The sequence below is a fragment of the Meinhardsimonia xiamenensis genome, from assembly GCF_900102905.1.
Taxonomy (GTDB): Bacteria; Pseudomonadota; Alphaproteobacteria; order Rhodobacterales; family Rhodobacteraceae; genus Meinhardsimonia; species Meinhardsimonia xiamenensis.
This window is the reverse complement of sequence record NZ_FNFV01000014.1, coordinates 1-20144: the sequence shown is the minus strand read 5'-3', so window position 1 is coordinate 20144 and position 20144 is coordinate 1. Positions and strand designations below refer to the sequence as shown.

The following is a 20144-nucleotide window of genomic DNA, read 5'->3' as shown; positions in this document are numbered from 1 at the left end:
CGCCGAACCCTTGATGATCGGGATCTCGTCGCCGGGGAAGTCGTAGGAGGACAGAAGCTCGCGGATCTCCATCTCCACAAGCTCCAGAAGCTCCTCGTCGTCAACCTGGTCGACCTTGTTCATGTACACGACCATCGCCGGCACGCCCACCTGACGGGCCAGAAGGATGTGCTCGCGCGTCTGCGGCATCGGGCCGTCGGCGGCCGAAACCACCAGAATCGCGCCGTCCATCTGCGCCGCACCCGTGATCATGTTTTTCACGTAGTCAGCGTGGCCGGGGCAGTCGACGTGCGCGTAGTGGCGGTTCGGCGTCTCGTACTCGACATGCGCCGTCGAGATCGTGATGCCACGCGCCCGCTCCTCGGGAGCCGCGTCAATCTGGTCGTACGCCTTGAACTCGCCGTAATACTTCGTGATCGCCGCCGTCAGCGTCGTCTTGCCGTGGTCAACGTGGCCGATCGTGCCAACGTTCACGTGCGGTTTCGTCCGTTCAAACTTTGCCTTTGCCATGGTGGCCTCCTTGTTCCTGTCGCGACGGTGGGCATGGCGCCCACCCTACGGTTGGTGGTGTAGGGCGGGCAGAGCTGCCCGCCGCGGCTCAGGCGTATTTCGCCTGGATCTCTTCGCTGATGTTCTGCGGCACCGGCTCGTAATGGTCGAACAGCATGGTGAACTGGGCCCGACCGGACGACATCGACCGCAGCGTGTTGATGTAGCCGAACATGTTCGCCAGCGGCACGAAGGCGTTGATGACGATGGCGTTGCCGCGCACCTCCTGCCCCTGCACCTGACCGCGCCGGCTGGTCAGGTCGCCGATGATGTTGCCGGTGTACTCCTCCGGCGTCACCACCTCGACCTTCATGATCGGCTCGAGAAGCCGCGGGCCCGCCTTCTTTAGGCCCTCCCGCATGCACATGCGCGAGGCGATCTCGAAGGCCAGCACCGAGGAGTCGACGTCATGATACTTGCCGTCGACCAGCGCCACTTTCACGTCGACCACCGGGAAGCCCGCCAGCGGGCCGGAGTCGAGCACCGACTTGATGCCCTTCTCGACACCGGGGATGTATTCCTTCGGCACCGCACCGCCCACGATGCGCGATTCGAAGGAGTAGCCCTCGCCCGGCTCGGTCGGCGCGATCTCGAGCTTGACCTCGGCGAACTGGCCCGAACCGCCGGTCTGCTTCTTGTGGGTGTAGGTGTGCTCGACCATCTGCGTGATGGTCTCGCGATAGGCCACCTGCGGCGCGCCGATGTTGGCCTCGACCTTGAACTCGCGCTTCATGCGGTCGATCAGGATGTCGAGGTGCAGCTCGCCCATGCCCTTCATGATCGTCTGGCCCGACTCCGGGTCGGTCTCGACGCGGAAGGACGGATCCTCCGCCGCGAGACGCGCCAGAGCGGCGGCCATCTTCTCCTGGTCGGCCTTGGTCTTGGGCTCGACCGCGATCTCGATCACCGGCTCGGGGAAGGTCATCGTCTCGAGCACCACCGGCGCCTTCGGGTCGCACAGCGTGTCGCCCGTGGTGGTCTCCTTCAGGCCCGCAAGCGCGATGATGTCGCCGGCATAGGCTTCCTCGATCTCCTCGCGCTGGTTCGAGTGCATCATCATCATCCGGCCGATGCGCTCGCGCTTGCCCTTCGTCGAGTTCAGAACGCTGTCGCCCTTCTTCACCGTGCCGGAGTAGATGCGGGTGAAGGTGAGCGAGCCCACGAACGGGTCGTTCATGATCTTGAATGCCAGCGCCGCAAGCGGCTCGTCATCGGACGGGTGCCGCGCGATGTTGCGCTCCTCATTCGGATCGTCCGGCGAGAAGCCCATGTAGGCCGGCACGTCGAGCGGGCCGGGCAGGTAGTCGATGACCGCGTTCAACAGCGGCTGCACGCCCTTGTTCTTGAAGGCCGAGCCGGCAAGCACCGGCACGAAAGCCATGTTGAGCGTGCCCTTGCGGATGAGCTTGCGCAGCGTCCAGTTGTCGGGCTCGTTGCCCTCCAGATAGGCCTCCATCGCCTCGTCGTCCTGCTCCACGGCAAGCTCGACAAGCTCCGCACGCATCTCTTCGGCCTTCTCGCGCAGCTCGTCACGCACGTCCTGCACGATCCAGCTCGCGCCGAGGTCGTCGCCCTTCCACACCCACTCGCGCAGGGTGATAAGGTCAACGATGCCCTCGAACTGATCCTCGGAGCCGATCGGGATCTGGATCGGCGCCGGCGTCGCGCCGGTGCGATCCTTGATCATCCGGACGCAGTTGAAGAAGTCCGCGCCGATCTTGTCCATCTTGTTCACGAAGACGATGCGCGGAACCTTGTAGCGGTCAGCCTGGCGCCACACGGTCTCGGTCTGAGGCTCCACGCCGGCGTTGGCGTCAAGCACGCAGATCGCGCCATCGAGCACGGCAAGCGAGCGCTCCACCTCGATGGTGAAGTCCACGTGACCGGGCGTATCGATGATGTTCAGACGGAAGCGCGCCTCCTCGGGTGTGTCGCCGTAGGGGCCGTGGGGCGTTTTGCCATCCTCGGTGCGGAACCAAAAGGTTGTGGTCGCCGCCGAGGTGATGGTGATGCCGCGCTCCTGCTCCTGCTCCATCCAGTCCATCGTCGCGGCGCCTTCGTGCACCTCGCCGATCTTGTGGGACTTGCCGGTGTAATAGAGGATGCGCTCGGTGCAGGTCGTCTTGCCGGCATCGATGTGCGCCATGATGCCGAAGTTGCGGTAGCGCTCGAGGGGATATTCGCGTGGCATGATTCTGGGGCCTCAGTTCGCCGAAAGCCTCGGCGGTGTTACCAACGGTAGTGGCTGAAGGCCTTGTTGGCTTCGGCCATCTTGTGGGTGTCCTCGCGCTTCTTCACCGCGGAGCCACGGCCATTGACCGCGTCGATGAGTTCGGCGGCGAGGCGCTCTTCCATGGTGTTCTCGTTGCGGTTGCGGCTCGCGGCGATGAGCCAGCGGATCGCCAGCGCCTCGCGCCGCTCCGGGCGCACCTCGACCGGAACCTGGTAGGTGGCACCACCCACTCGACGGGAACGGACCTCGACGGAGGGCTTCACATTGTCGAGCGCCTCATGGAACACCTCCACGGGCGCGCGCTTCAGCCGCGCCTCGACCCGCTCGAGGGCGCTGTAGACGATGCGCTCGGCGACCGACTTCTTGCCGTCGATCATGAGGTTGTTCATGAACTTGGTCAGCACCCGGTCGCCATACTTGGCGTCGGGCAGCACTTCGCGTTTCTCGGCGCGATGGCGGCGGGACATTGGCGTCTCTCCTTACTTCGGGCGCTTGGCGCCGTATTTCGAGCGGCGCTGACGGCGATCCTTGACCCCCTGGGTGTCGAGAACACCACGCAGGATGTGGTAGCGCACACCCGGAAGGTCCTTGACCCGGCCACCGCGGATCAGCACCACCGAGTGCTCCTGCAGGTTATGGCCTTCGCCCGGGATGTAGCTGATCACCTCGTAACCGTTGGTCAGCCGCACCTTCGCCACCTTCCGCATCGCCGAGTTCGGCTTCTTCGGCGTGGTGGTGTAGACGCGAGTGCAGACGCCACGCTTTTGCGGGCATCCCTCGAGGTGAAGCGACTTGGAGCGCTTGACTTTCGGCTGCCGCGGCTTGCGGATCAGCTGCTGGATCGTGGGCATTGGGTTCTGTTCCCCGTGTTGCAACACTTCTTCGTTTCGCCAGCGGGCCGCGCGTGCCCGCGATGTTCTTCCTTCCGAGCGCCTTGCGCGTCCGCAAAACGCAAGAACCGCATCCGTCCCCCAACTCCCGGGAACGACGCGGTGGGTTTCCAGAGGATCGGGGCCCAAGGCCCGGATCTTGACCGCTTCCTAACCTGTGACAGGCCCGTTGCCAGCGCACCCCGGGCCCGAGTGCGCGCCGTATAGGGTGAGTCTCACCCCTTGTCAACAGCGGCCTTGGGCCTTTCCCCCCGCTTCAGCCGGCGCTCCCGGCGGAAGGTGTAAAGCCCCGTTGCAACCACCAGCGCCGCGCCTGCAAGCGTTGGCCCGTCCGGCCATTCGCCGAATATCAGAAGGCCCGCCACCAGCGCCCAGAGAAGCGAGGTGTATCTGAACGGCGCCACCACCGCGATCTCGCCCACGCGCATGGCAGAGACCGAGAACAGATAGCCGCCGATGATCAGCACCGAGGCGGTGGCCAGCAGCAGCCCCGCGCGCCCTGTCACCGGGACCCAGTCGATGAAGGCCGACGCGATGCCGAATCCGACGGTGATCGCGGCGGCGTTGACGACGGCCGCCGTCAGAGAGGGCACCTGCGGCGACAAGCGGCGCGCCACGAGGTCGCGCACGGTGACGAAACCGACCGCCACCAGCACGTGCAGCGAATAGGCGTTGAACCCCGAAAAGCCGGGGCGCACGATGATCAGCACGCCGGTGAAGCCCACGAGGATCGCCGCCAGGCGGCGCCAGCCCACCGCCTCGCCCAGAAACAGCGCTCCGGCAAGCGTCACGGTCAGCGGCAGGGCCTGAAGGATTGCCGTGACATTGGCGATGGGCATGTTGAACAGCGCCGTGAGGAAAAACGCCGTCGCGCCGATGTCCGCCAGCGCGCGCAGGAGGATCAGCCGCCACTCGCGCGCCGGAAGGTCAAGCCGCAGCCGGCCCAGCCAGCGGGCGAGAAGATACATCAGCGCCGTGGTGGCGATGCCGCGCAGGAACACAGCCTGAACGAGCGGCAGTTCGCCCGCCAGCCCTTTCATGCAGGCGTCGTTGAAGGTGAAAGCGGCCATCGACCCTATCATCAGGAGCGCGCCGCGGGCATTGTCGCTCAAGCCGGCCATGATGAAGGCGCTCTAGCAGGAGGCCACGCCCCCTTCCAGCCGGAAATGCGCTTGCGTTGCGGACGAGAAAAAGGGGCCTTCGCGGATTTCCCGCGAAGGCCCCCGAGCCGTTTGGGCGTTCAGCCTTGCGGCGTCACTCGCGGCTTTCGGTTTCGTCCACCAGCCCCGAGTCACCGAAGACGTCGCCCATCTCGTCGCCCTCCGCCGGTGCCGCAAGCGCTGCGGCCGCCTCGGCTTCGGCACGGGCCGCTTCGATCACCGCTTGGTCACGGGCATGCGCGATACGACGGATGCGCTGGATCGCGCCACCGGTACCGGCCGGGATCAGGCGGCCGACGATCACGTTCTCCTTGAGGCCGACGAGCTTGTCGACCTTGCCCTGGACAGCGGCCTCGGTCAGCACACGCGTCGTTTCCTGGAACGAGGCGGCGGAGATGAACGAGCGCGTCTGCAGGCTGGCCTTGGTGATGCCCAGAAGCACCGGCTCGGCCGTTGCCGGACGCCCGCCCTTGGCCATCGCCTTCGCATTGGCCTCCTCGAGCTCGGCCTTCTCGACGTGCTCGCCCTTCAGCAGCGTGGTGTCGCCGGAGTCGATGATCTCCATCTTCTGCAGCATCTGCCGGACGATCACCTCGATGTGCTTGTCGTTGATCTTCACGCCCTGCAGACGGTAGACCTCCTGCACCTCGTTGATCAGGTAATCGGCCAGCGCCTCGATGCCCATGATCCGAAGGATGTCATGGGGAGCGGGGTGCCCGTCCATGATGTAGTCACCCTTCTGGACGAAATCGCCCTGGGCGACGGGGATGTGCTTGCCCTTCGGCACAAGATACTCGACCGGTTCAAGCGACTCGTCGACCGGCTCGATGATGATCCGGCGCTTGTTCTTGAAGTCGCGGCCGAAGCGGACATAGCCGTCGATCTCGGCGATGATCGCGTGATCCTTCGGCCGGCGCGCCTCGAAGAGCTCCGCCACCCGCGGCAGACCGCCGGTGATGTCCTTGGTTCTGGCGCCCTCGCGCGGGATACGCGCCACGACGTCGCCCGGCTCGATGGTCTGGCCGTCCTCGACCGAGAGGATCGCATCCACGCTCATCGGGTAGGTCACGGGGTTGCCCTGCTCGTTGCGCACGGGCTCGCCGTTCTCGTCCACAATGATGATCTCGGGCTTCAGATCGCTGCCCTTGGGCGCGATGCGCCAGTCGGCCACGATCTTCTGGGTCATGCCGGTGGCCTCGTCGGTCTCCTCGCGCACCGAGATGCCCGAGATGAGGTCGACGAACTTCACCCGACCGCCCTTCTCGGCGATGATGGGCAGCGTGTAGGGGTCCCACTCGAACAGACGGTCGCCACGCTTCACCCGGTCGCCTTCCTTCGGGAAGACCTTGGTGCCGTAGCCAAGCTTGTAGCTCGCCCGTTCCACGCCGTTGTCATCGATGATGACGAGCTGCATGTTCCTGCCAACCACGATCTGCTCGCCATCGCGGTTGACGATGAGGTTGGCGTTGCGGAACTCCACCCGACCTTCCTGGTTTGCCTCCTGGAAGGACTGCTGGCCACCGGTCGCCACCCCGCCGATGTGGAAGGTGCGCATGGTCAGCTGCGTGCCGGGCTCGCCGATCGACTGGGCGGCGATGATGCCCACCGCCTCGCCGACGTTGACCATGGTGCCGCGGGCAAGGTCACGCCCGTAGCACTTGGCGCAGACGCCCTCGTCGGCCTCGCAGGTCAGCGGGCTGCGGATTCGCACCTTGGCGATGCCGGCCGCCTCGATGGCGTCGGCCTTGCGCTCGTCGATGAGCTCGCCGGCCGAGACCAGCACCTCGTCGGTGCCCGGCACCACCACATCCTCGGCAGCGACCCGGCCCAGGATGCGCTCGGCGAGCGAGGCCACGATCTCGCCATCCGACACCGCCGCCTCGGCGGTGATGGCGCGGTCGGTGCCGCAATCCTCGATGCGCACGATGCAGTCCTGCGCCACATCGACGAGACGGCGGGTCAGGTAGCCCGAGTTCGCCGTCTTGAGCGCGGTGTCGGAAAGACCCTTGCGCGCACCGTGGGTGGAGTTGAAGTACTCCAGCACCGTCAGGCCTTCCTTGAAGTTCGAGATGATCGGCGTCTCGATGATCTCGCCCGAGGGCTTGGCCATCAGGCCACGCATGCCGCCGAGCTGCTTCATCTGCGTTACCGAGCCCCGGGCGCCCGAGTGCGCCATCATGTAGATCGAGTTCGGCTCCAGTTCGCGGCCTTCCTCGTCGAAGCGCGGCGCCGAGATCGCCTTCATCATCGCCTCGGTCACCCGGTCGTTGCACTTCGACCAGGCGTCGACGACCTTGTTGTACTTCTCGCCCTGGGTGATGAGGCCGTCCATGTACTGCTGCTCGAAGTCCTTAACGAGCTCGCGCGTCTCATTGACGATCTGCCATTTCTCCTCGGGCACGACCATGTCGTCCTTGCCGAAGGAGATGCCGGCGCGGAAGGCCTCTCGGAAGCCGAGACCCATGATCTGGTCGCAGAAGATGACCGACTCCTTCTGCCCGCAGTAGCGGTAGACGGTGTCGATGACCTGCTGCACCTCCTTCTTGCGCAGAAGGCGGTTGACGAGATCGAAGGGCGCCTTGGCGTTCTTGGGCAGGAGAAGCCCCAGACGCACCCGGCCCGGCGTGGTCTCGTAACGCTTGAGAACCTCGTTGCCTTCCTCGTCGATCTGCGGGATGCGCGCGGTGATCTTCGCGTGCAGATGCACCTCACCGGACTCGAGCGCCAGAAGCACCTCGTCGGGGTCGGCGAAGGCCATGCCCTCGCCCTTCATCCCCTTGCGCTCCATGGTGATGTAGTAGAGCCCGAGGATCATGTCCTGGGAGGGTACGATGATCGGCGCGCCGTTGGCGGGGCTGAGGACGTTGTTCGTCGACATCATCAAGACCCGCGCCTCGAGCTGGGCCTCGAGCGACAGCGGCACGTGCACGGCCATCTGGTCGCCGTCGAAATCGGCGTTGAAGGCGGCGCAGACGAGCGGGTGCAGCTGGATGGCCTTGCCCTCGATCAGCACCGGCTCGAAGGCCTGGATGCCGAGGCGGTGCAGCGTCGGCGCCCGGTTCAGAAGAACGGGGTGCTCGCGGATCACCTCGTCAAGGATGTCCCAGACCTCCGGGCGCTCCTTCTCGACGAGCTTCTTGGCCTGCTTGACGGTGGAGGAAAGCCCCTTCGCCTCGAGCCGCGAATAGATGAACGGCTTGAAGAGCTCGAGCGCCATCTTCTTGGGCAGGCCGCACTGGTGCAGCTTGAGTTCGGGACCCGTCACGATCACCGAGCGGCCCGAGAAGTCCACCCGCTTGCCGAGCAGGTTCTGCCGGAAGCGGCCCTGCTTGCCCTTCAGCATGTCGGAGAGCGACTTCAGCGGGCGCTTGTTGGCGCCGGTGATCACCCGGCCACGGCGGCCGTTGTCGAAGAGCGCGTCCACCGCCTCCTGCAGCATGCGCTTTTCGTTGCGCACGATGATGTCGGGCGCGCGCAGCTCGATCAGCCGCTTGAGGCGGTTGTTGCGGTTGATGACCCGGCGGTAGAGGTCGTTGAGGTCGGAGGTGGCAAAGCGGCCACCGTCGAGCGGCACCAGCGGGCGCAGCTCGGGCGGGATGACCGGGATCACCGTCATCACCATCCACTCGGGGCGGTTGCCCGACTCGATGAAGCTCTCGACGAGCTTCAGCCGCTTGATGATCTTCTTCTGTTTCAGCTCCGAGCCGCCCGCCTCGGCCAGGTCGGCGCGCAGCTGCTCGGCCTCGGCCTCAAGGTCGATCGCCGCCAGCATCTCGCGGATCGCCTCCGCCCCAATGTTGGCGGTGAAGGCGTCGGGGCCGTACTGGTCCTGCGCGTCGAGATATTCCTGCTCGGTCAGGAGCTGGCCGTAGGAGAGGTCGGTCAGCCCCGGCTCGATGACCACATAGTTCTCGAAGTAGAGGATGCGCTCGAGATCGCGCAGGGTCATGTCGAGCATCAGCCCGATGCGCGAGGGCAGCGACTTCAGAAACCAGATGTGCGCGACCGGCGCGGCCAGCTCGATGTGGCCCATGCGCTCGCGGCGGACCTTCTGCAGCGTCACTTCCACGCCGCACTTCTCGCAGACCACGCCGCGATACTTCATCCGCTTGTACTTGCCGCACAGGCACTCGTAGTCCTTGATCGGCCCGAAGATGCGGGCGCAGAACAGCCCGTCCCGCTCCGGCTTGAAGGTGCGGTAGTTGATGGTCTCGGGCTTCTTTATCTCGCCGTAGGACCAGCTGAGGATCCGCTCCGGCGAAGCCAGCGAGATGCGGATCTCGTCAAAGGTCTTCGGCGGCGCCAGCGGGTTGAACGGGTTGTTGATGAGTTCCTGGTTCATGACGACTTCCTAATCAGAGATGGCGGGGGGAGAGCCGGCGGGCGGTTGGCCCGCCCTGCCGGCGATGGCGGAGCGGCGCGTCAGCCAAGCTCCTCTTCCTCCTCCTCCGCATCCAGGAGTTCCATGTTGAGCCCCAGACCGCGGACTTCCTTCACCAGAACGTTGAAGGATTCCGGCACCCCGGCCTCGAAGTTGTCCTCGCCCTTGACGATCGCCTCGTAGACCTTGGTGCGGCCGGCCACGTCGTCGGACTTCACCGTCAGCATCTCCTGCAGGGTGTAGGCCGCGCCGTAGGCCTCGAGCGCCCACACCTCCATCTCGCCGAAGCGCTGACCGCCGAACTGGGCCTTGCCGCCCAGAGGCTGCTGGGTGACGAGGCTGTAGGGGCCGGTCGAGCGGGCGTGGATCTTGTCATCGACAAGGTGGTGAAGCTTGAGCAGATACTTCATGCCCACCGTCACCGGCCGCGAGAATTCCTCGCCCGTGCGCCCGTCGAAGAGCCGCGACTGGCCGGAGACGTCGAAGCCCGCGCGGATCAGCGCATCGTTCACATCCGCCTCCTTGGCACCGTCGAAGACCGGGGTCGCGATCGGCACGCCGCGGGTGACGTTGGAAGCGGCCTCGACCAGAGCCTCCTCGCTCATGTCCTTGATGCCCTCTTCCCAGGCCTCGTCGCCATAGGCAAGGCGCATCGCCTCCTTCACCGGCGTCAGATCGCCCGAGCGGCGGTATTCGGCCAGCGCCTCGTCGATCTTCAGGCCAAGCCCGCGCGCGGCCCAGCCCATGTGCGTCTCGAGGATCTGACCGACGTTCATCCGGCTCGGCACGCCGAGCGGGTTCAGCACGATGTCAACCGGCGTGCCGTCCTCTAGGAAAGGCATGTCCTCGATCGGCACGACCTTGGAGACCACGCCCTTGTTGCCGTGGCGGCCGGCCATCTTGTCGCCGGGCTGAAGCTTGCGCTTCACCGCGACGAAGACCTTGACCATCTTCATCACGCCCGGCGGCAGGTCGTCGCCGCGGCGCACCTTTTCGACCTTGTCCTCGAAGCGGTGCTCGAGCGCCCGCTTCTGCGCCTGATACTGGGCGTTAAGCGCCTCGACCTGCTGCGCGTCGGCCTCGTCGCCAAGGGCGAGCTGCCACCACTGGCCGCGCGAGAGGCTCTCGAGCAGCTCCTCGGTGATCTCGGTGCCGGCTTTCACGCCCTTCGGCCCCTTCACCGCGGTCTTGCCCAGAAGGATCGACTTGAGGCGCGCGTAGATGTTGCGCTCGAGAATGGCGAGCTCGTCGTCGCGGTCGCGGGCGAGCCGCTCGATCTCCTCGCGCTCGATCTGCAGCGCGCGCTCGTCCTTCTCCACGCCGTGACGGTTGAACACGCGCACCTCCACAACGGTGCCGTAATCGCCCGGCGGCATGCGCAGCGAGGTGTCGCGCACGTCAGAGGCCTTCTCGCCGAAAATGGCGCGCAGAAGCTTCTCCTCCGGCGTCATCGGGCTCTCGCCCTTGGGCGTGATCTTGCCCACGAGGATGTCGCCCGGCCCCACCTCGGCGCCGATGTAGACGATGCCCGCCTCGTCGAGGTTGCGGAGCGCCTCCTCGCCGACGTTGGGGATGTCGCGGGTGATCTCCTCGGGCCCGAGCTTGGTGTCGCGGGCGGCGACCTCGTATTCCTCAATGTGGATCGAGGTGAACACGTCATCGCGCACGATGCGCTCGGAGATCAGGATCGAGTCCTCGTAGTTGTAGCCGTTCCACGGCATGAAGGCGACGATCACGTTCTTGCCGAGCGCCAGTTCCCCCATGTCGGTGGAGGGGCCGTCGGCGATGACCTCGCCCTTCTTCACCTCCTGACCCACGACGACCAGCGGGCGCTGGTTGATGCAGGTGTTCTGGTTGGAGCGCTGGAACTTGCGCAGACGGTAGATGTCCACCCCCGGGTCGCCCGGCTCGAGATCCTCGGTGGCACGCACGACGATACGCTGGGCATCGACCTGGTCGATGATGCCCGCGCGCCGCGCCGTGATCGCGGCTCCCGAGTCCACCGCCACCTTGGCCTCGATGCCCGTGCCCACAAGCGGCGCGTCCGCCTGCAGAAGCGGCACCGCCTGGCGCTGCATGTTCGAACCCATCAGCGCGCGGTTGGCGTCGTCGTTCTCGAGGAAAGGAATGAGCGCGGCTGCGACCGAGACGAGTTGCTTGGGGCTCACGTCGATGAAATCGACCTGCTCGCGCGGGGCGAGCTTGTATTCGCCCGCCTGACGGGTCGAGACCAGCTCGTTGATGAAGCGCCCTTCCTCGTCAAGCCGCGCATTGGCCTGAGCGATGGTGTGGCGCATCTCCTCGGTGGCGGACATGTAAACCACCTCGTCGGTGACCTGCCCGTTCACCACCCGCCGGTAGGGCGTCTCGATGAAGCCGTACTTGTTCACCCGCGCATAGGTCGCGAGCGAGTTGATGAGGCCGATGTTCGGGCCTTCCGGCGTCTCGATCGGGCACATCCGGCCGTAATGGGTCGGGTGCACGTCGCGCACCTCGAAGCCCGCGCGCTCGCGCGTGAGCCCCCCGGGGCCAAGCGCCGAGAGACGCCGCTTGTGCGTGACCTCCGAGAGCGGGTTGGTCTGGTCCATGAACTGGGAGAGCTGCGAGGAGCCGAAGAACTCGCGCACCGCCGCCGCCGCGGGCTTGGCGTTGATAAGATCCTGCGGCATCACCGTGTCGATCTCGACCGAGCTCATGCGCTCCTTGATCGCGCGCTCCATCCTGAGCAGGCCCACGCGATACTGGTTCTCCATCAGCTCGCCCACCGAGCGCACCCGGCGGTTGCCGAGATGGTCGATGTCGTCGATCTCGCCACGCCCGTCGCGCAGCTCGACGAGCGCCTTGATGCAGGCCACGATGTCCTCGCGGTCGAGCGTGCGCTGGGTGTCGGGCTTGTCGAGGTTGAGGCGCATGTTCATCTTCACCCGCCCCACGGCCGACAGGTCGTAGCGCTCGGGGTCGAAGAACAGCTGGTCGAACAGCGCCGAGGCCGCCTCCACGGTGGGCGGCTCGCCGGGGCGCATGACGCGGTAGATGTCCATGAGCGCGGTCTCGCGGTTCATGTTCTTGTCCACCGCCATGGTGTTGCGGATGTACGGGCCGACATTGATGTTGTCGATGTCGAGCACCGGAATGTCGGTAATTCCGGCGTCAAGCAGCTCCTTCAGCGTGCCGCCGATGACGTTGCCGTCCTTGTCGGTCTCCCAGGTCAGTTCGTCGCCGGCCTCGACATAGATCGCGCCGGTTTCCTCGTTGATGATGTCCTTCGCCACATAACGGCCGATGATGTGATCGAAGGGCACGAGGATCTCGGTGATCTTGCCCTCGTCGAGGATCTTCTTGACGAGCCGCGGCGTGACCTTGTCCCCCGCCTTCACGATCACCTCGCCGGTGGCCGCGTCGATGAGGTCGAAGCTCGGCCGCGAGCCGCGCAGGCGCTCGGGGAAGAACTTGGTGGCCCAGCCCTTGCCCTCGCGCAGCTTGAAATGCACGGTGTCGTAGAAGGCGTCCATGATCGCTTCCTGATCCATGCCGAGGGCATAGAGAAGCGTCGTCACCGGCAGTTTCCGGCGCCGGTCGATGCGGGCATAGACGATGTCCTTGGCATCGAACTCGAAGTCGAGCCACGAACCGCGATAGGGGATGATCCGGCAGGCAAACAGAAGCTTGCCCGAGGAGTGCGTCTTGCCCTTGTCATGGTCGAAGAAGACGCCCGGAGAGCGGTGCATCTGGGAGACGATCACCCGCTCGGTGCCGTTGACGATGAAAGTGCCGTTGGGCGTCATCAGGGGCATGTCGCCCATGTAGACGTCCTGTTCCTTGATGTCCTTGACCGACTTCGCGCCGGTTTCCTCGTCGACGTCAAAGACGATCAGGCGCAAGGTCACCTTCAGCGGCGCGGCATAGGTCATGTCACGCTGCTGACATTCGTCGACGTCGTATTTCGGCTTCTCGAGCTCGTACTTGACGAACTCGAGCACGGCCGTCTCGTTGAAATCCTTGATCGGAAAAACCGACTGGAAGACCCCCTTGAGCCCCTCGCCATCGGCGGGCTCGGGGCCGTCGCCCGACTTGAGGAACAAGTCATAGGAGGATTTCTGAACCTCGATGAGGTTCGGCATCTCCAGCACTTCGCGGATCTTGCCGTAGTTGCGGCGGAGTCTCTTCTGTCCGAGGAAGCTCGAAGCCATGCGCGTCGTCACCTTCTTTTTCGTGGGCGCGACCTGCCGTCGGGCTCCGGCGGCGCACCCTCACGAAACGGGGGGTCGGATCCATTCCCGGCGGCCGTCCCACAGGCCGCCTCCCGATCCTGACCCGCGCCCTGGGAAAGGCCCATCCACGAGGCCCTTTCCAAGACGCGGACGGCTGGTCCCGGCAAAATGCCGGAACCAGCCCTGTTCCATCGGTTTCGGGCGGCCCTCTGTGCTGGCCCGCCCGCCACTGATCACTTCAGCTCGACCTCGGCGCCAGCCGCCTCGAGCTTCTTCTTGATCTCCTCGGCCTCTTCCTTGGAGACGCCTTCCTTCACGGGCTTGCCGCCGGCCTCGACGAGTTCCTTGGCCTCCTTCAGGCCAAGACCGGTGATGGCGCGCACTTCCTTGATCACGTTGATCTTCTGCGCACCGGCCGACTTCAGGATGACGTCGAACTCGGTCTTCTCTTCCTCGGCGGCACCGCCCTCGGCGCCGGCGGCAGGGCCGGCAACCATCACCGCGCCGCCGGCGGCGGGCTCGATGCCGTACTCTTCCTTGAGGATGTTTTTCAGCTCCTGCGCCTCGAGAAGCGTGAGGTTCACGATCTCTTCGGCAAGTTTCTTCAGATCAGCCATTTCCAGGTTCCTTAAGATGTGTCCCGACGCGAAGGGTTCAACCCCACGCGGGTCTCGTGAAGATCACGCGGCTTCCGCGCGCTCCTCGATGGTTGTCAGGATGCTTGCGATGTTGGAGGCAGGCGCGCCAATGGCACCGGCGATGTTGGCGGCAGGTGCGCCGATCATGCCCGCGATCTGAGCGATGAGCTCTTCGCGCGACGGCATCTCGGACACGGCCTTCACACCGTCCCGGTCCAGGATCGTCTCACCCATCGCCCCGCCGACAATCTCGAGCTTCTTGTTGTCCTTGGCGAAGGCTTCCGCGACCTTGGCCGCAGCCACAGGGTCTTCGGAATAGATGAGAACGGTCATGCCCGTGAGGAAGTCGGCAAGCCCTGCATTCGGCTTGCCCTCAAGGGCGATCTTGGCGAGCCTGTTCTTGGCAACGCGCACGGATCCGCCCGCCTCGCGCATACGCGCGCGCAGATCCTGCATCTCCGCAACCGTGAGACCCGCGTAGTGGGCAACCACCACGACGCCAGAGTTCTCGAAGATCTGGCCGAGTTCCTCGACCACTCTCTTCTTCTGGGCTCTATCCACAGTTTCGCTCCAAGTTCTGGGAGGCTTGCACCCCCCGGCTCAGTTTGCGCCGCCGCCCCGAGGGGCATTGGCGCGTTCGGGTCCGTGCCGGGTCCCGAGGCCTCGATCGCCCGAGGGCTTGAGCCGCCCGGAAATCTCGTCTCGTTCCCCGTCTCAGGAAGGATTTACCGGGCCGAAGCCCCACCCTCCGTCTCGGACAGGACGGGACAGTTGCGCCCCGCCACCCGCCCGCCCCTTGCAGGGCGGGCGAATCTCGCGTCGCTCAGGCGGCGACCTTGGCCTTTTCCGTCGCGCCGGTGGCGGAGTTCACATCCACCGTCACACCGGGGCCCATGGTCGAGCTGAGCGTGATCTTCTTGATGTAGGTGCCCTTGGCACCCGACGGCTTGGCCTTTACCACCGCATCGACGAAGGCGCGCAGGTTGTCGGCCAGCGCCTTCTCGTCGAAGGAGGCCTTGCCGATCGCGGCATGCACCACCCCGCCCTTGTCGGCGCGGAACTGCACCTGACCGCCTTTCGCCGCCTTAACGGCCTCGGCCACATCCATCGTCACCGTGCCAACCTTGGGGTTCGGCATCAGGTTGCGGGGGCCCAGGATCTTGCCCAGACGCCCGACGATCGGCATCATGTCGGGCGTGGCGATGCAGCGGTCAAAGTCGATCTGACCGGCCTGGATCCGCTCCATCAGATCCTCCGCACCGACGATGTCCGCACCCGCGGCCTTGGCCTCATCGGCCTTCGGCCCGCGGGCGAAGACGGCCACGCGCACCTCCTTGCCGGTGCCGTGCGGCAGCGTCACCGTGCCGCGCACCATCTGGTCGGCGTGGCGCGGATCGACGCCGAGGTTCATCGCCACCTCGATCGTCTCGTCGAACTTCGCCTTCGCATTCTCCTTCACAAGCTTGACCGCCTCCTCGACGGGGAGGTCATGCTTGCCCTTCAGGGCCTCGCGCGCGGCGCGCAGACGCTTTCCGATCTTCGCCATCGCGCTTACCCCTTCACCTCGATGCCCATGGACTTCGCCGAACCGAGGATGATCTTCATCGCCCCCTCGATGTCGACGGCGGACAGATCCTTCATCTTCGCCTCGGCGATCTCGCGCAGCTGCTTCTGGGTGATGGTGCCCACCACCTCCCGGCCGGGTTTCTCGGCCCCGCGCGGGCGGTTGCGCTTGCCGACGGGCTTCAGCCCCGCGGCGCGTTTGAGATACCAGGACGCCGGCGGAGTCTTGAGCTCCATCGTGAAGGACTTGTCCTGGTAGTAGTAGATCACGGTCGGAATCGGCGCACCGGGCTCCATGTCCTGGGTGCGGGCGTTGAACGCCTTGCAGAATTCCATGATGTTGATCCCGCGCTGACCCAGCGCCGGACCGACCGGCGGCGAGGGGTTCGCCTTGCCCGCCGGAATCTGCAGCTTCATGCTGCCGACAAGTTTCTTGGCCATGTGGCCCTCTCCTTCTCAAACCTCCGCCCGCGACGCGTCTTGGGCGGTTTCAGGCTGGTGGTCCGGCCTCGGGGGCGCGCCCCCTCCGCCTTCCACCGCTTGCCACGTCAGGCGACCTTCGACACCTGCGTGAACTCCAGCTCGACCGGGGTCGCCCGGCCGAAGATCGACACCGACACCTTCAGGCGCTGATGCTCGTCGTCCACTTCCTCGACCATGCCCTCGAAGCCCTCGAACGGCCCGTCGATGACATTGACCTTCTCGCCGATGTCGAAGTGGATGAGCGTGCGCGGCTGCTCAACACCTTCCTCGACGCGGTTGAGGATGGCATTCACCTCCTCGTCCTTCATGGGCATCGGCTTGCCCTGAGGGCCGAGGAAGCCGGTGACGCGGCTGATCGAGTTGATCAGGTGATATGTCTCGTCCGTAAGCTCCATGTGCACGAGCACATAGCCCGGCATGAAGCGACGCGGCACCGTCACCTTCTTGCCGCGGCGAATCTCGATGACCTCCTCCTCGGGCACCAGCACCTCGTCGACGAGATCCTCAAGGCCCTTTTCGGCCACGGCATGTCTGATCTGCTCGGCAACCTTCTTCTCGAAGTTCGAGAGAACGCTGACCGCGTACCACCGTTTCGCCATGCCGAATCTTGCCTCGCCTCGCCCGGTCCCGCCGGAAACCCCAGTAAACTCAGTCGCTTGCGTCGCCGCTGTTCCGAACAAAAAGCGGCGCGCAACACGAATCGGTGCACGCCTGTCGGAGAAGTGGCGCCGGTCCTAGCCGCAGACGCGCGTGATTTCAAGTGCCTTTGCCGGCTGTCCCCGCGTCAGCCGTCGCCCCTGGCTCAGCCGAACATGCCCAGGATCGCCTGCAGCCCGGTGCGGATCACCAGATCGACCAGGAAGAAGAAGATCGCCGTCAGCGTCGCCATGACGAAGACCATGGCGGTGGTCAGCAGTACCTCCCGCCGCGTAGGCCAGGTGATCTTCGAGACCTCCGCCCGCACCTGCTGGATGAACTGAAGGGGATTGGTTCTTGCCATGCTGCCCGACTCCTGGCCGTGAATGGCGCGCAGATACGCGGTTGCGCCGGCCTTTTCAACCCGCCCCGCCCTCCGGCGGCTCCGCCTCGCCTGTGCCATGCGAAGGCCCGCCGGGGCGGTGACGCACATCCACCTTGAGCTGGGCGCGCACGACCGCGTCCCAATGGCCCTCGTTGCCGTGCACCTCGGGCGGGCGGCGCCCCTGCCGCTCGTAAAAGCCGATCAGCGCCTCGAGGTCGTCGAAACCGGCGAAATCCCGCAAGAGAGCATCCGCGATCCAGCGGCTGGCGGAGGCCCGGAGCCTCTCGGCCTTCTGGTAGTGATGGACCCTGACCGAATCGAGCTGCTTTTCCTTCAGCTCGCCGCCCTTGTTCCACTCCGCCCCGATCAGCCGCGGCAGAAGCCCCGCGCGGTATGTCGCCACCGGCAGCGAGATCTGGTCAAGCGTGGGGTAGATGCCGCGCGCCAGGCGCTTCTCCTCGATCTGGAGTGCAGTGTCGCGCCAGACCGCGCCGAAGCCCGGCGCGTCATAGGCCACGAAGGCCGCGGCGATGGAAGGGGTGACCCACGAGCCGCCCGACCGGGCCATGCGCTGGCGCGGCGGCTCCAGCCCCACGGAACGATAGGCCACCGCCCAATCGGCCACCGTGCGCCCCCACATCCAGTCGGAGGTGTGCCGCCCCGAGACGTGGCCGGACCGGAAGGCCTCGCCAAGCACGGTGGGGCGGACGAGCATCATGTCGGTGTCCATCAGCAGCGTCGCCGGCTCGGGGCGCTCGGCGGCGCAGGCGTAAAGCTTGTTGCCCTGCGGGTAGGGCACGGCAAAGCCCGGCTCGATGGGCTCGAGCCGCACGCCGTGACGCTCGAAGAAGGCCAGAGTGCGCGGGTGCAGATCGCCGATCAGCGTCTTGCGGCAATAGGCGTGGATGCCGATGCGGTCATAGGCGAAAGCGAGCAGCGAAGAGACAAGCAGCACCGCCGACCACTCGTAGCGCCCCGGTTCGGCCATGAAGACGACGCCGATGTCGCCGGCCCGCGATTTTCCCATTGCCTGACCTCCCATGGCTTCCGGGGATCTGATTACAGGCTTTCGCACGTCGGGAAAACATGAGGCAGAACCGGACGCCGCTCGAATCATGCGCGCTCCGGCTTCTCGAGGGCGCGATGCGAAGCGCCGCCGTGCGGCGCGAATTTCCGGTCAGGCCCTGGCAGGGGCGGAGGGACTCGAACCCCCGACCCTCGGTTTTGGAGACCGATGCTCTACCAACTGAGCTACACCCCTGCGGCCGTTGATGGAACTAGTCCAGCCGCGCGCCGGAATCAAGCGGGGTTTTCAAGCCGGAATCGCGCGTGCTACCCAGGGCACCGTGACCGACGCCGAAGACGCAGCCGATCTCCCCGCCGCCGCCCGCGCGCTTGCCGGCGCTCCCTGGCGTGCGGTTGCCGAGAGCGACTTCGGCCCGGCCGCTGCCGTGCCCACGATGCTGAGCGAGGAGGAGCGCAGGCTCTACCTCTGGCTTGCCGAACACTGGGCCACGGGGGCCGGCGCGCTCGTGGATCTGGGCTGTTTTCTGGGCGGCTCCACGGCGCTTCTGGCCGAGGGGCAGCGGCGGGCGGGGCGCGGCGCGCCGGTGCACGGCTATGACGCCTTTCGCATCAGCGACTGGCTCAAGGAAAAATACCTCACCCCCGCCGGTATCGCGCCATTCGAGGGCGACTGGACGCTGCCGCTGGTCGAGGCACTCCTCGCGCCATGGCGTCAGACCGTCCGACTGCACCCCGGTCGCCTCGAGAAGCAAAGCTGGGAGGGCGGACCGATCGAGATTCTGGTGATGGACGCCTCCAAGACCACCTTCTCGATGGACCGGATGGCGAAGATCTTCTTTCCCGCGCTCATCCCGGGCCGGTCGCTCGTCGTGCAGCAGGATTACCTGCACTGGAAACAGCCCTGGATCGCGGTGCAGATGGAGCGCATGGCCGACTGGTTCACACCCCTCGCCCACTGCCCAGGCGACACGGTCGTGTTCCTGTGCACCCGCCGCATCGACCGAGCTGCCCTTGACCATGGCCATTGCGGCAGCCTCACCGATGCCGAGATGCTGGCCCACATCGAGGCTGCGGCCCAGCGCCTGTCGCGCTTCGGCATCGAGGGCCGCGTCCGGCGGCTAGCAGAGGCGCTGCGCCGCAATCCCGGCGCGCGCAATGCCCCGTCGATGAAGACGAAGCCCTGAACGAGACGGGCCGCCCCGAAGGACGGCCCGCCCCCCCTCCCGCCCTTTTGCGGGCGGGCGGGCTTACTTGAGGATCTTGGAGACCACGCCGGCGCCGACGGTGCGGCCACCCTCGCGGATGGCGAAGCGCAGGCGCTCCTCCATCGCGATCGGCGCGATCAGCTCGACCGTGAACGACACGTTGTCGCCCGGCATCACCATCTCCACACCCTCGGGCAGCTTCACCGTGCCGGTCACGTCCGTCGTGCGGAAGTAGAACTGCGGACGGTAGTTGGCGAAGAACGGCGTGTGACGGCCACCCTCCTCCTTCGTCAGGATATAGGCCTCCGCCTCGAACTCCGTGTGCGGCGTCACCGAACCGGGCTTGCACAGAACCTGCCCGCGCTCCACCTCGTCCTTGCCGATGCCGCGCAGAAGCGCGCCGATGTTGTCGCCCGCCTCGCCACGGTCGAGAAGCTTGCGGAACATCTCCACGCCCGTCACCGTGGTCTTCTTCGTCGGGCGCAGGCCGACAATCTCGACCTCGTCGCCAACCGTCACCACGCCGCGCTCCACGCGGCCCGTCACCACCGTGCCGCGGCCGGAGATCGAGAACACGTCCTCGATCGGCATCAGGAACGGCTGGTCGATCGGGCGCTCGGGCGTCGGAATGTACTCGTCAACCGCCTTCATCAGCTCGTGGATCGAGTTCTCGCCGATCTCCGGGTCACGCCCCTCGAGCGCGGCCAGCGCCGAACCCTTGATGATCGGGATCTCGTCGCCGGGGAAGTCGTAGGAGGACAGAAGCTCGCGGATCTCCATCTCC

General features: G+C 65.8%; 16 protein-coding genes and 1 tRNA gene. 1 reads left to right on the top strand and 16 read right to left on the bottom strand.

The genetic code is table 11. From position 1 onward, the window contains the following. The 15 genes from BLQ14_RS14965 to BLQ14_RS14895 form a co-directional block, all read right to left on the bottom strand. The coding region (locus tag BLQ14_RS14965) for a GTP-binding protein (protein ID WP_143004510.1) at positions 1-510 on the bottom strand (510 nt) is incomplete at its 3' end. A gap of 88 nt (positions 511-598) precedes the next feature. Next, positions 599-2740: an elongation factor G gene (fusA, locus tag BLQ14_RS14960; RefSeq protein ID WP_092501376.1), complete on the bottom strand. Its 2142-nt coding sequence runs from the start codon at positions 2738-2740 to the stop codon at positions 599-601. A 38-nt stretch (positions 2741-2778) separates the two neighbouring features. Continuing rightward, positions 2779-3249: a 30S ribosomal protein S7 gene (rpsG, locus tag BLQ14_RS14955; RefSeq protein WP_092501375.1), complete on the bottom strand. Its 471-nt coding sequence runs from the start codon at positions 3247-3249 to the stop codon at positions 2779-2781. Between the two features lie 12 nt (positions 3250-3261). Then, positions 3262-3633 (bottom strand): 30S ribosomal protein S12, encoded by a 372-nt coding sequence (gene rpsL, locus BLQ14_RS14950; protein WP_092501374.1) that lies wholly within the window; start codon positions 3631-3633, stop codon positions 3262-3264. A 254-nt stretch (positions 3634-3887) separates the two neighbouring features. After that, positions 3888-4793, bottom strand: coding sequence for a DMT family transporter (locus BLQ14_RS14945; RefSeq protein WP_092501373.1), 906 nt, complete (start codon positions 4791-4793; stop codon positions 3888-3890). A gap of 133 nt (positions 4794-4926) precedes the next feature. Then, positions 4927-9174 carry a DNA-directed RNA polymerase subunit beta' gene (rpoC, locus tag BLQ14_RS14940; protein WP_092501372.1) on the bottom strand — a complete coding sequence of 1416 codons (4248 nt, stop codon included), beginning with the start codon at positions 9172-9174 and terminating at the stop codon, positions 4927-4929. A gap of 80 nt (positions 9175-9254) precedes the next feature. Then, on the bottom strand, positions 9255-13403 hold the full coding sequence (rpoB, locus tag BLQ14_RS14935; RefSeq protein ID WP_092501371.1) for a DNA-directed RNA polymerase subunit beta: 4149 nt from the start codon (positions 13401-13403) through the stop codon (positions 9255-9257). Positions 13404-13657: 254 nt separating this feature from the next. Then, positions 13658-14041, bottom strand: coding sequence for a 50S ribosomal protein L7/L12 (gene rplL, locus BLQ14_RS14930; RefSeq protein ID WP_092501370.1), 384 nt, complete (start codon positions 14039-14041; stop codon positions 13658-13660). A gap of 63 nt (positions 14042-14104) precedes the next feature. Beyond that, positions 14105-14623, bottom strand: coding sequence for a 50S ribosomal protein L10 (gene rplJ / locus BLQ14_RS14925; RefSeq protein WP_092501369.1), 519 nt, complete (start codon positions 14621-14623; stop codon positions 14105-14107). Between the two features lie 262 nt (positions 14624-14885). After that, positions 14886-15608, bottom strand: coding sequence for a 50S ribosomal protein L1 (rplA, locus tag BLQ14_RS14920; RefSeq protein WP_092501368.1), 723 nt, complete (start codon positions 15606-15608; stop codon positions 14886-14888). 5 nt (positions 15609-15613) lie between these two features. Beyond that, a complete protein-coding gene (gene rplK / locus BLQ14_RS14915) occupies positions 15614-16066 on the bottom strand; it encodes a 50S ribosomal protein L11 (protein ID WP_092501367.1) in 453 nt (150 codons plus the stop codon). A gap of 107 nt (positions 16067-16173) precedes the next feature. Beyond that, positions 16174-16707 carry a transcription termination/antitermination protein NusG gene (gene nusG, locus BLQ14_RS14910; protein ID WP_092501366.1) on the bottom strand — a complete coding sequence of 178 codons (534 nt, stop codon included), beginning with the start codon at positions 16705-16707 and terminating at the stop codon, positions 16174-16176. 203 nt (positions 16708-16910) lie between these two features. Next, on the bottom strand, positions 16911-17108 hold the full coding sequence (gene secE, locus BLQ14_RS14905; RefSeq protein WP_092501377.1) for a preprotein translocase subunit SecE: 198 nt from the start codon (positions 17106-17108) through the stop codon (positions 16911-16913). A 55-nt stretch (positions 17109-17163) separates the two neighbouring features. Next, the gene (locus tag BLQ14_RS14900) at positions 17164-18156 is read right to left on the bottom strand and encodes a hypothetical protein (RefSeq protein WP_092501365.1); all 993 of its coding nucleotides are present in this window, start codon (positions 18154-18156) and stop codon (positions 17164-17166) included. A gap of 158 nt (positions 18157-18314) precedes the next feature. Beyond that, positions 18315-18390 (bottom strand) — tRNA-Trp (locus tag BLQ14_RS14895). Positions 18391-18475: 85 nt separating this feature from the next. Here BLQ14_RS14895 and BLQ14_RS14890 point away from each other — a divergent pair. Next, a complete protein-coding gene (locus BLQ14_RS14890; RefSeq protein WP_092501364.1) occupies positions 18476-19339 on the top strand; it encodes a hypothetical protein in 864 nt (287 codons plus the stop codon). Between the two features lie 63 nt (positions 19340-19402). Here the strand turns inward: BLQ14_RS14890 and BLQ14_RS14885 are convergent. Next, a partial coding sequence (locus BLQ14_RS14885; RefSeq protein ID WP_245656935.1) for an EF-Tu C-terminal domain-related protein occupies positions 19403-20144 on the bottom strand: 742 nt, incomplete at its 5' end.

What these genes read in the sequence shown, in the direction of transcription:
- rpsL (WP_092501374.1), bottom strand. Translation starts at nt 3,633, where the DNA reads ATGCCCACGATCCAGCAGCTGATCCGCAAGCCGCGGCAGCCGAAAGTC.
- nusG (WP_092501366.1), bottom strand. Translation starts at nt 16,707, where the DNA reads ATGGCGAAACGGTGGTACGCGGTCAGCGTTCTCTCGAACTTCGAGAAG.
- rpoC (WP_092501372.1), bottom strand. Translation starts at nt 9,174, where the DNA reads ATGAACCAGGAACTCATCAACAACCCGTTCAACCCGCTGGCGCCGCCG.
- BLQ14_RS14900 (WP_092501365.1), bottom strand. Translation starts at nt 18,156, where the DNA reads ATGGGAAAATCGCGGGCCGGCGACATCGGCGTCGTCTTCATGGCCGAA.
- rpoB (WP_092501371.1), bottom strand. Translation starts at nt 13,403, where the DNA reads ATGGCTTCGAGCTTCCTCGGACAGAAGAGACTCCGCCGCAACTACGGC.
- rplA (WP_092501368.1), bottom strand. Translation starts at nt 15,608, where the DNA reads ATGGCGAAGATCGGAAAGCGTCTGCGCGCCGCGCGCGAGGCCCTGAAG.
- rplK (WP_092501367.1), bottom strand. Translation starts at nt 16,066, where the DNA reads ATGGCCAAGAAACTTGTCGGCAGCATGAAGCTGCAGATTCCGGCGGGC.
- rplL (WP_092501370.1), bottom strand. Translation starts at nt 14,041, where the DNA reads ATGGCTGATCTGAAGAAACTTGCCGAAGAGATCGTGAACCTCACGCTT.
- secE (WP_092501377.1), bottom strand. Translation starts at nt 17,108, where the DNA reads ATGGCAAGAACCAATCCCCTTCAGTTCATCCAGCAGGTGCGGGCGGAG.
- rpsG (WP_092501375.1), bottom strand. Translation starts at nt 3,249, where the DNA reads ATGTCCCGCCGCCATCGCGCCGAGAAACGCGAAGTGCTGCCCGACGCC.
- BLQ14_RS14945 (WP_092501373.1), bottom strand. Translation starts at nt 4,793, where the DNA reads ATGGCCGGCTTGAGCGACAATGCCCGCGGCGCGCTCCTGATGATAGGG.
- fusA (WP_092501376.1), bottom strand. Translation starts at nt 2,740, where the DNA reads ATGCCACGCGAATATCCCCTCGAGCGCTACCGCAACTTCGGCATCATG.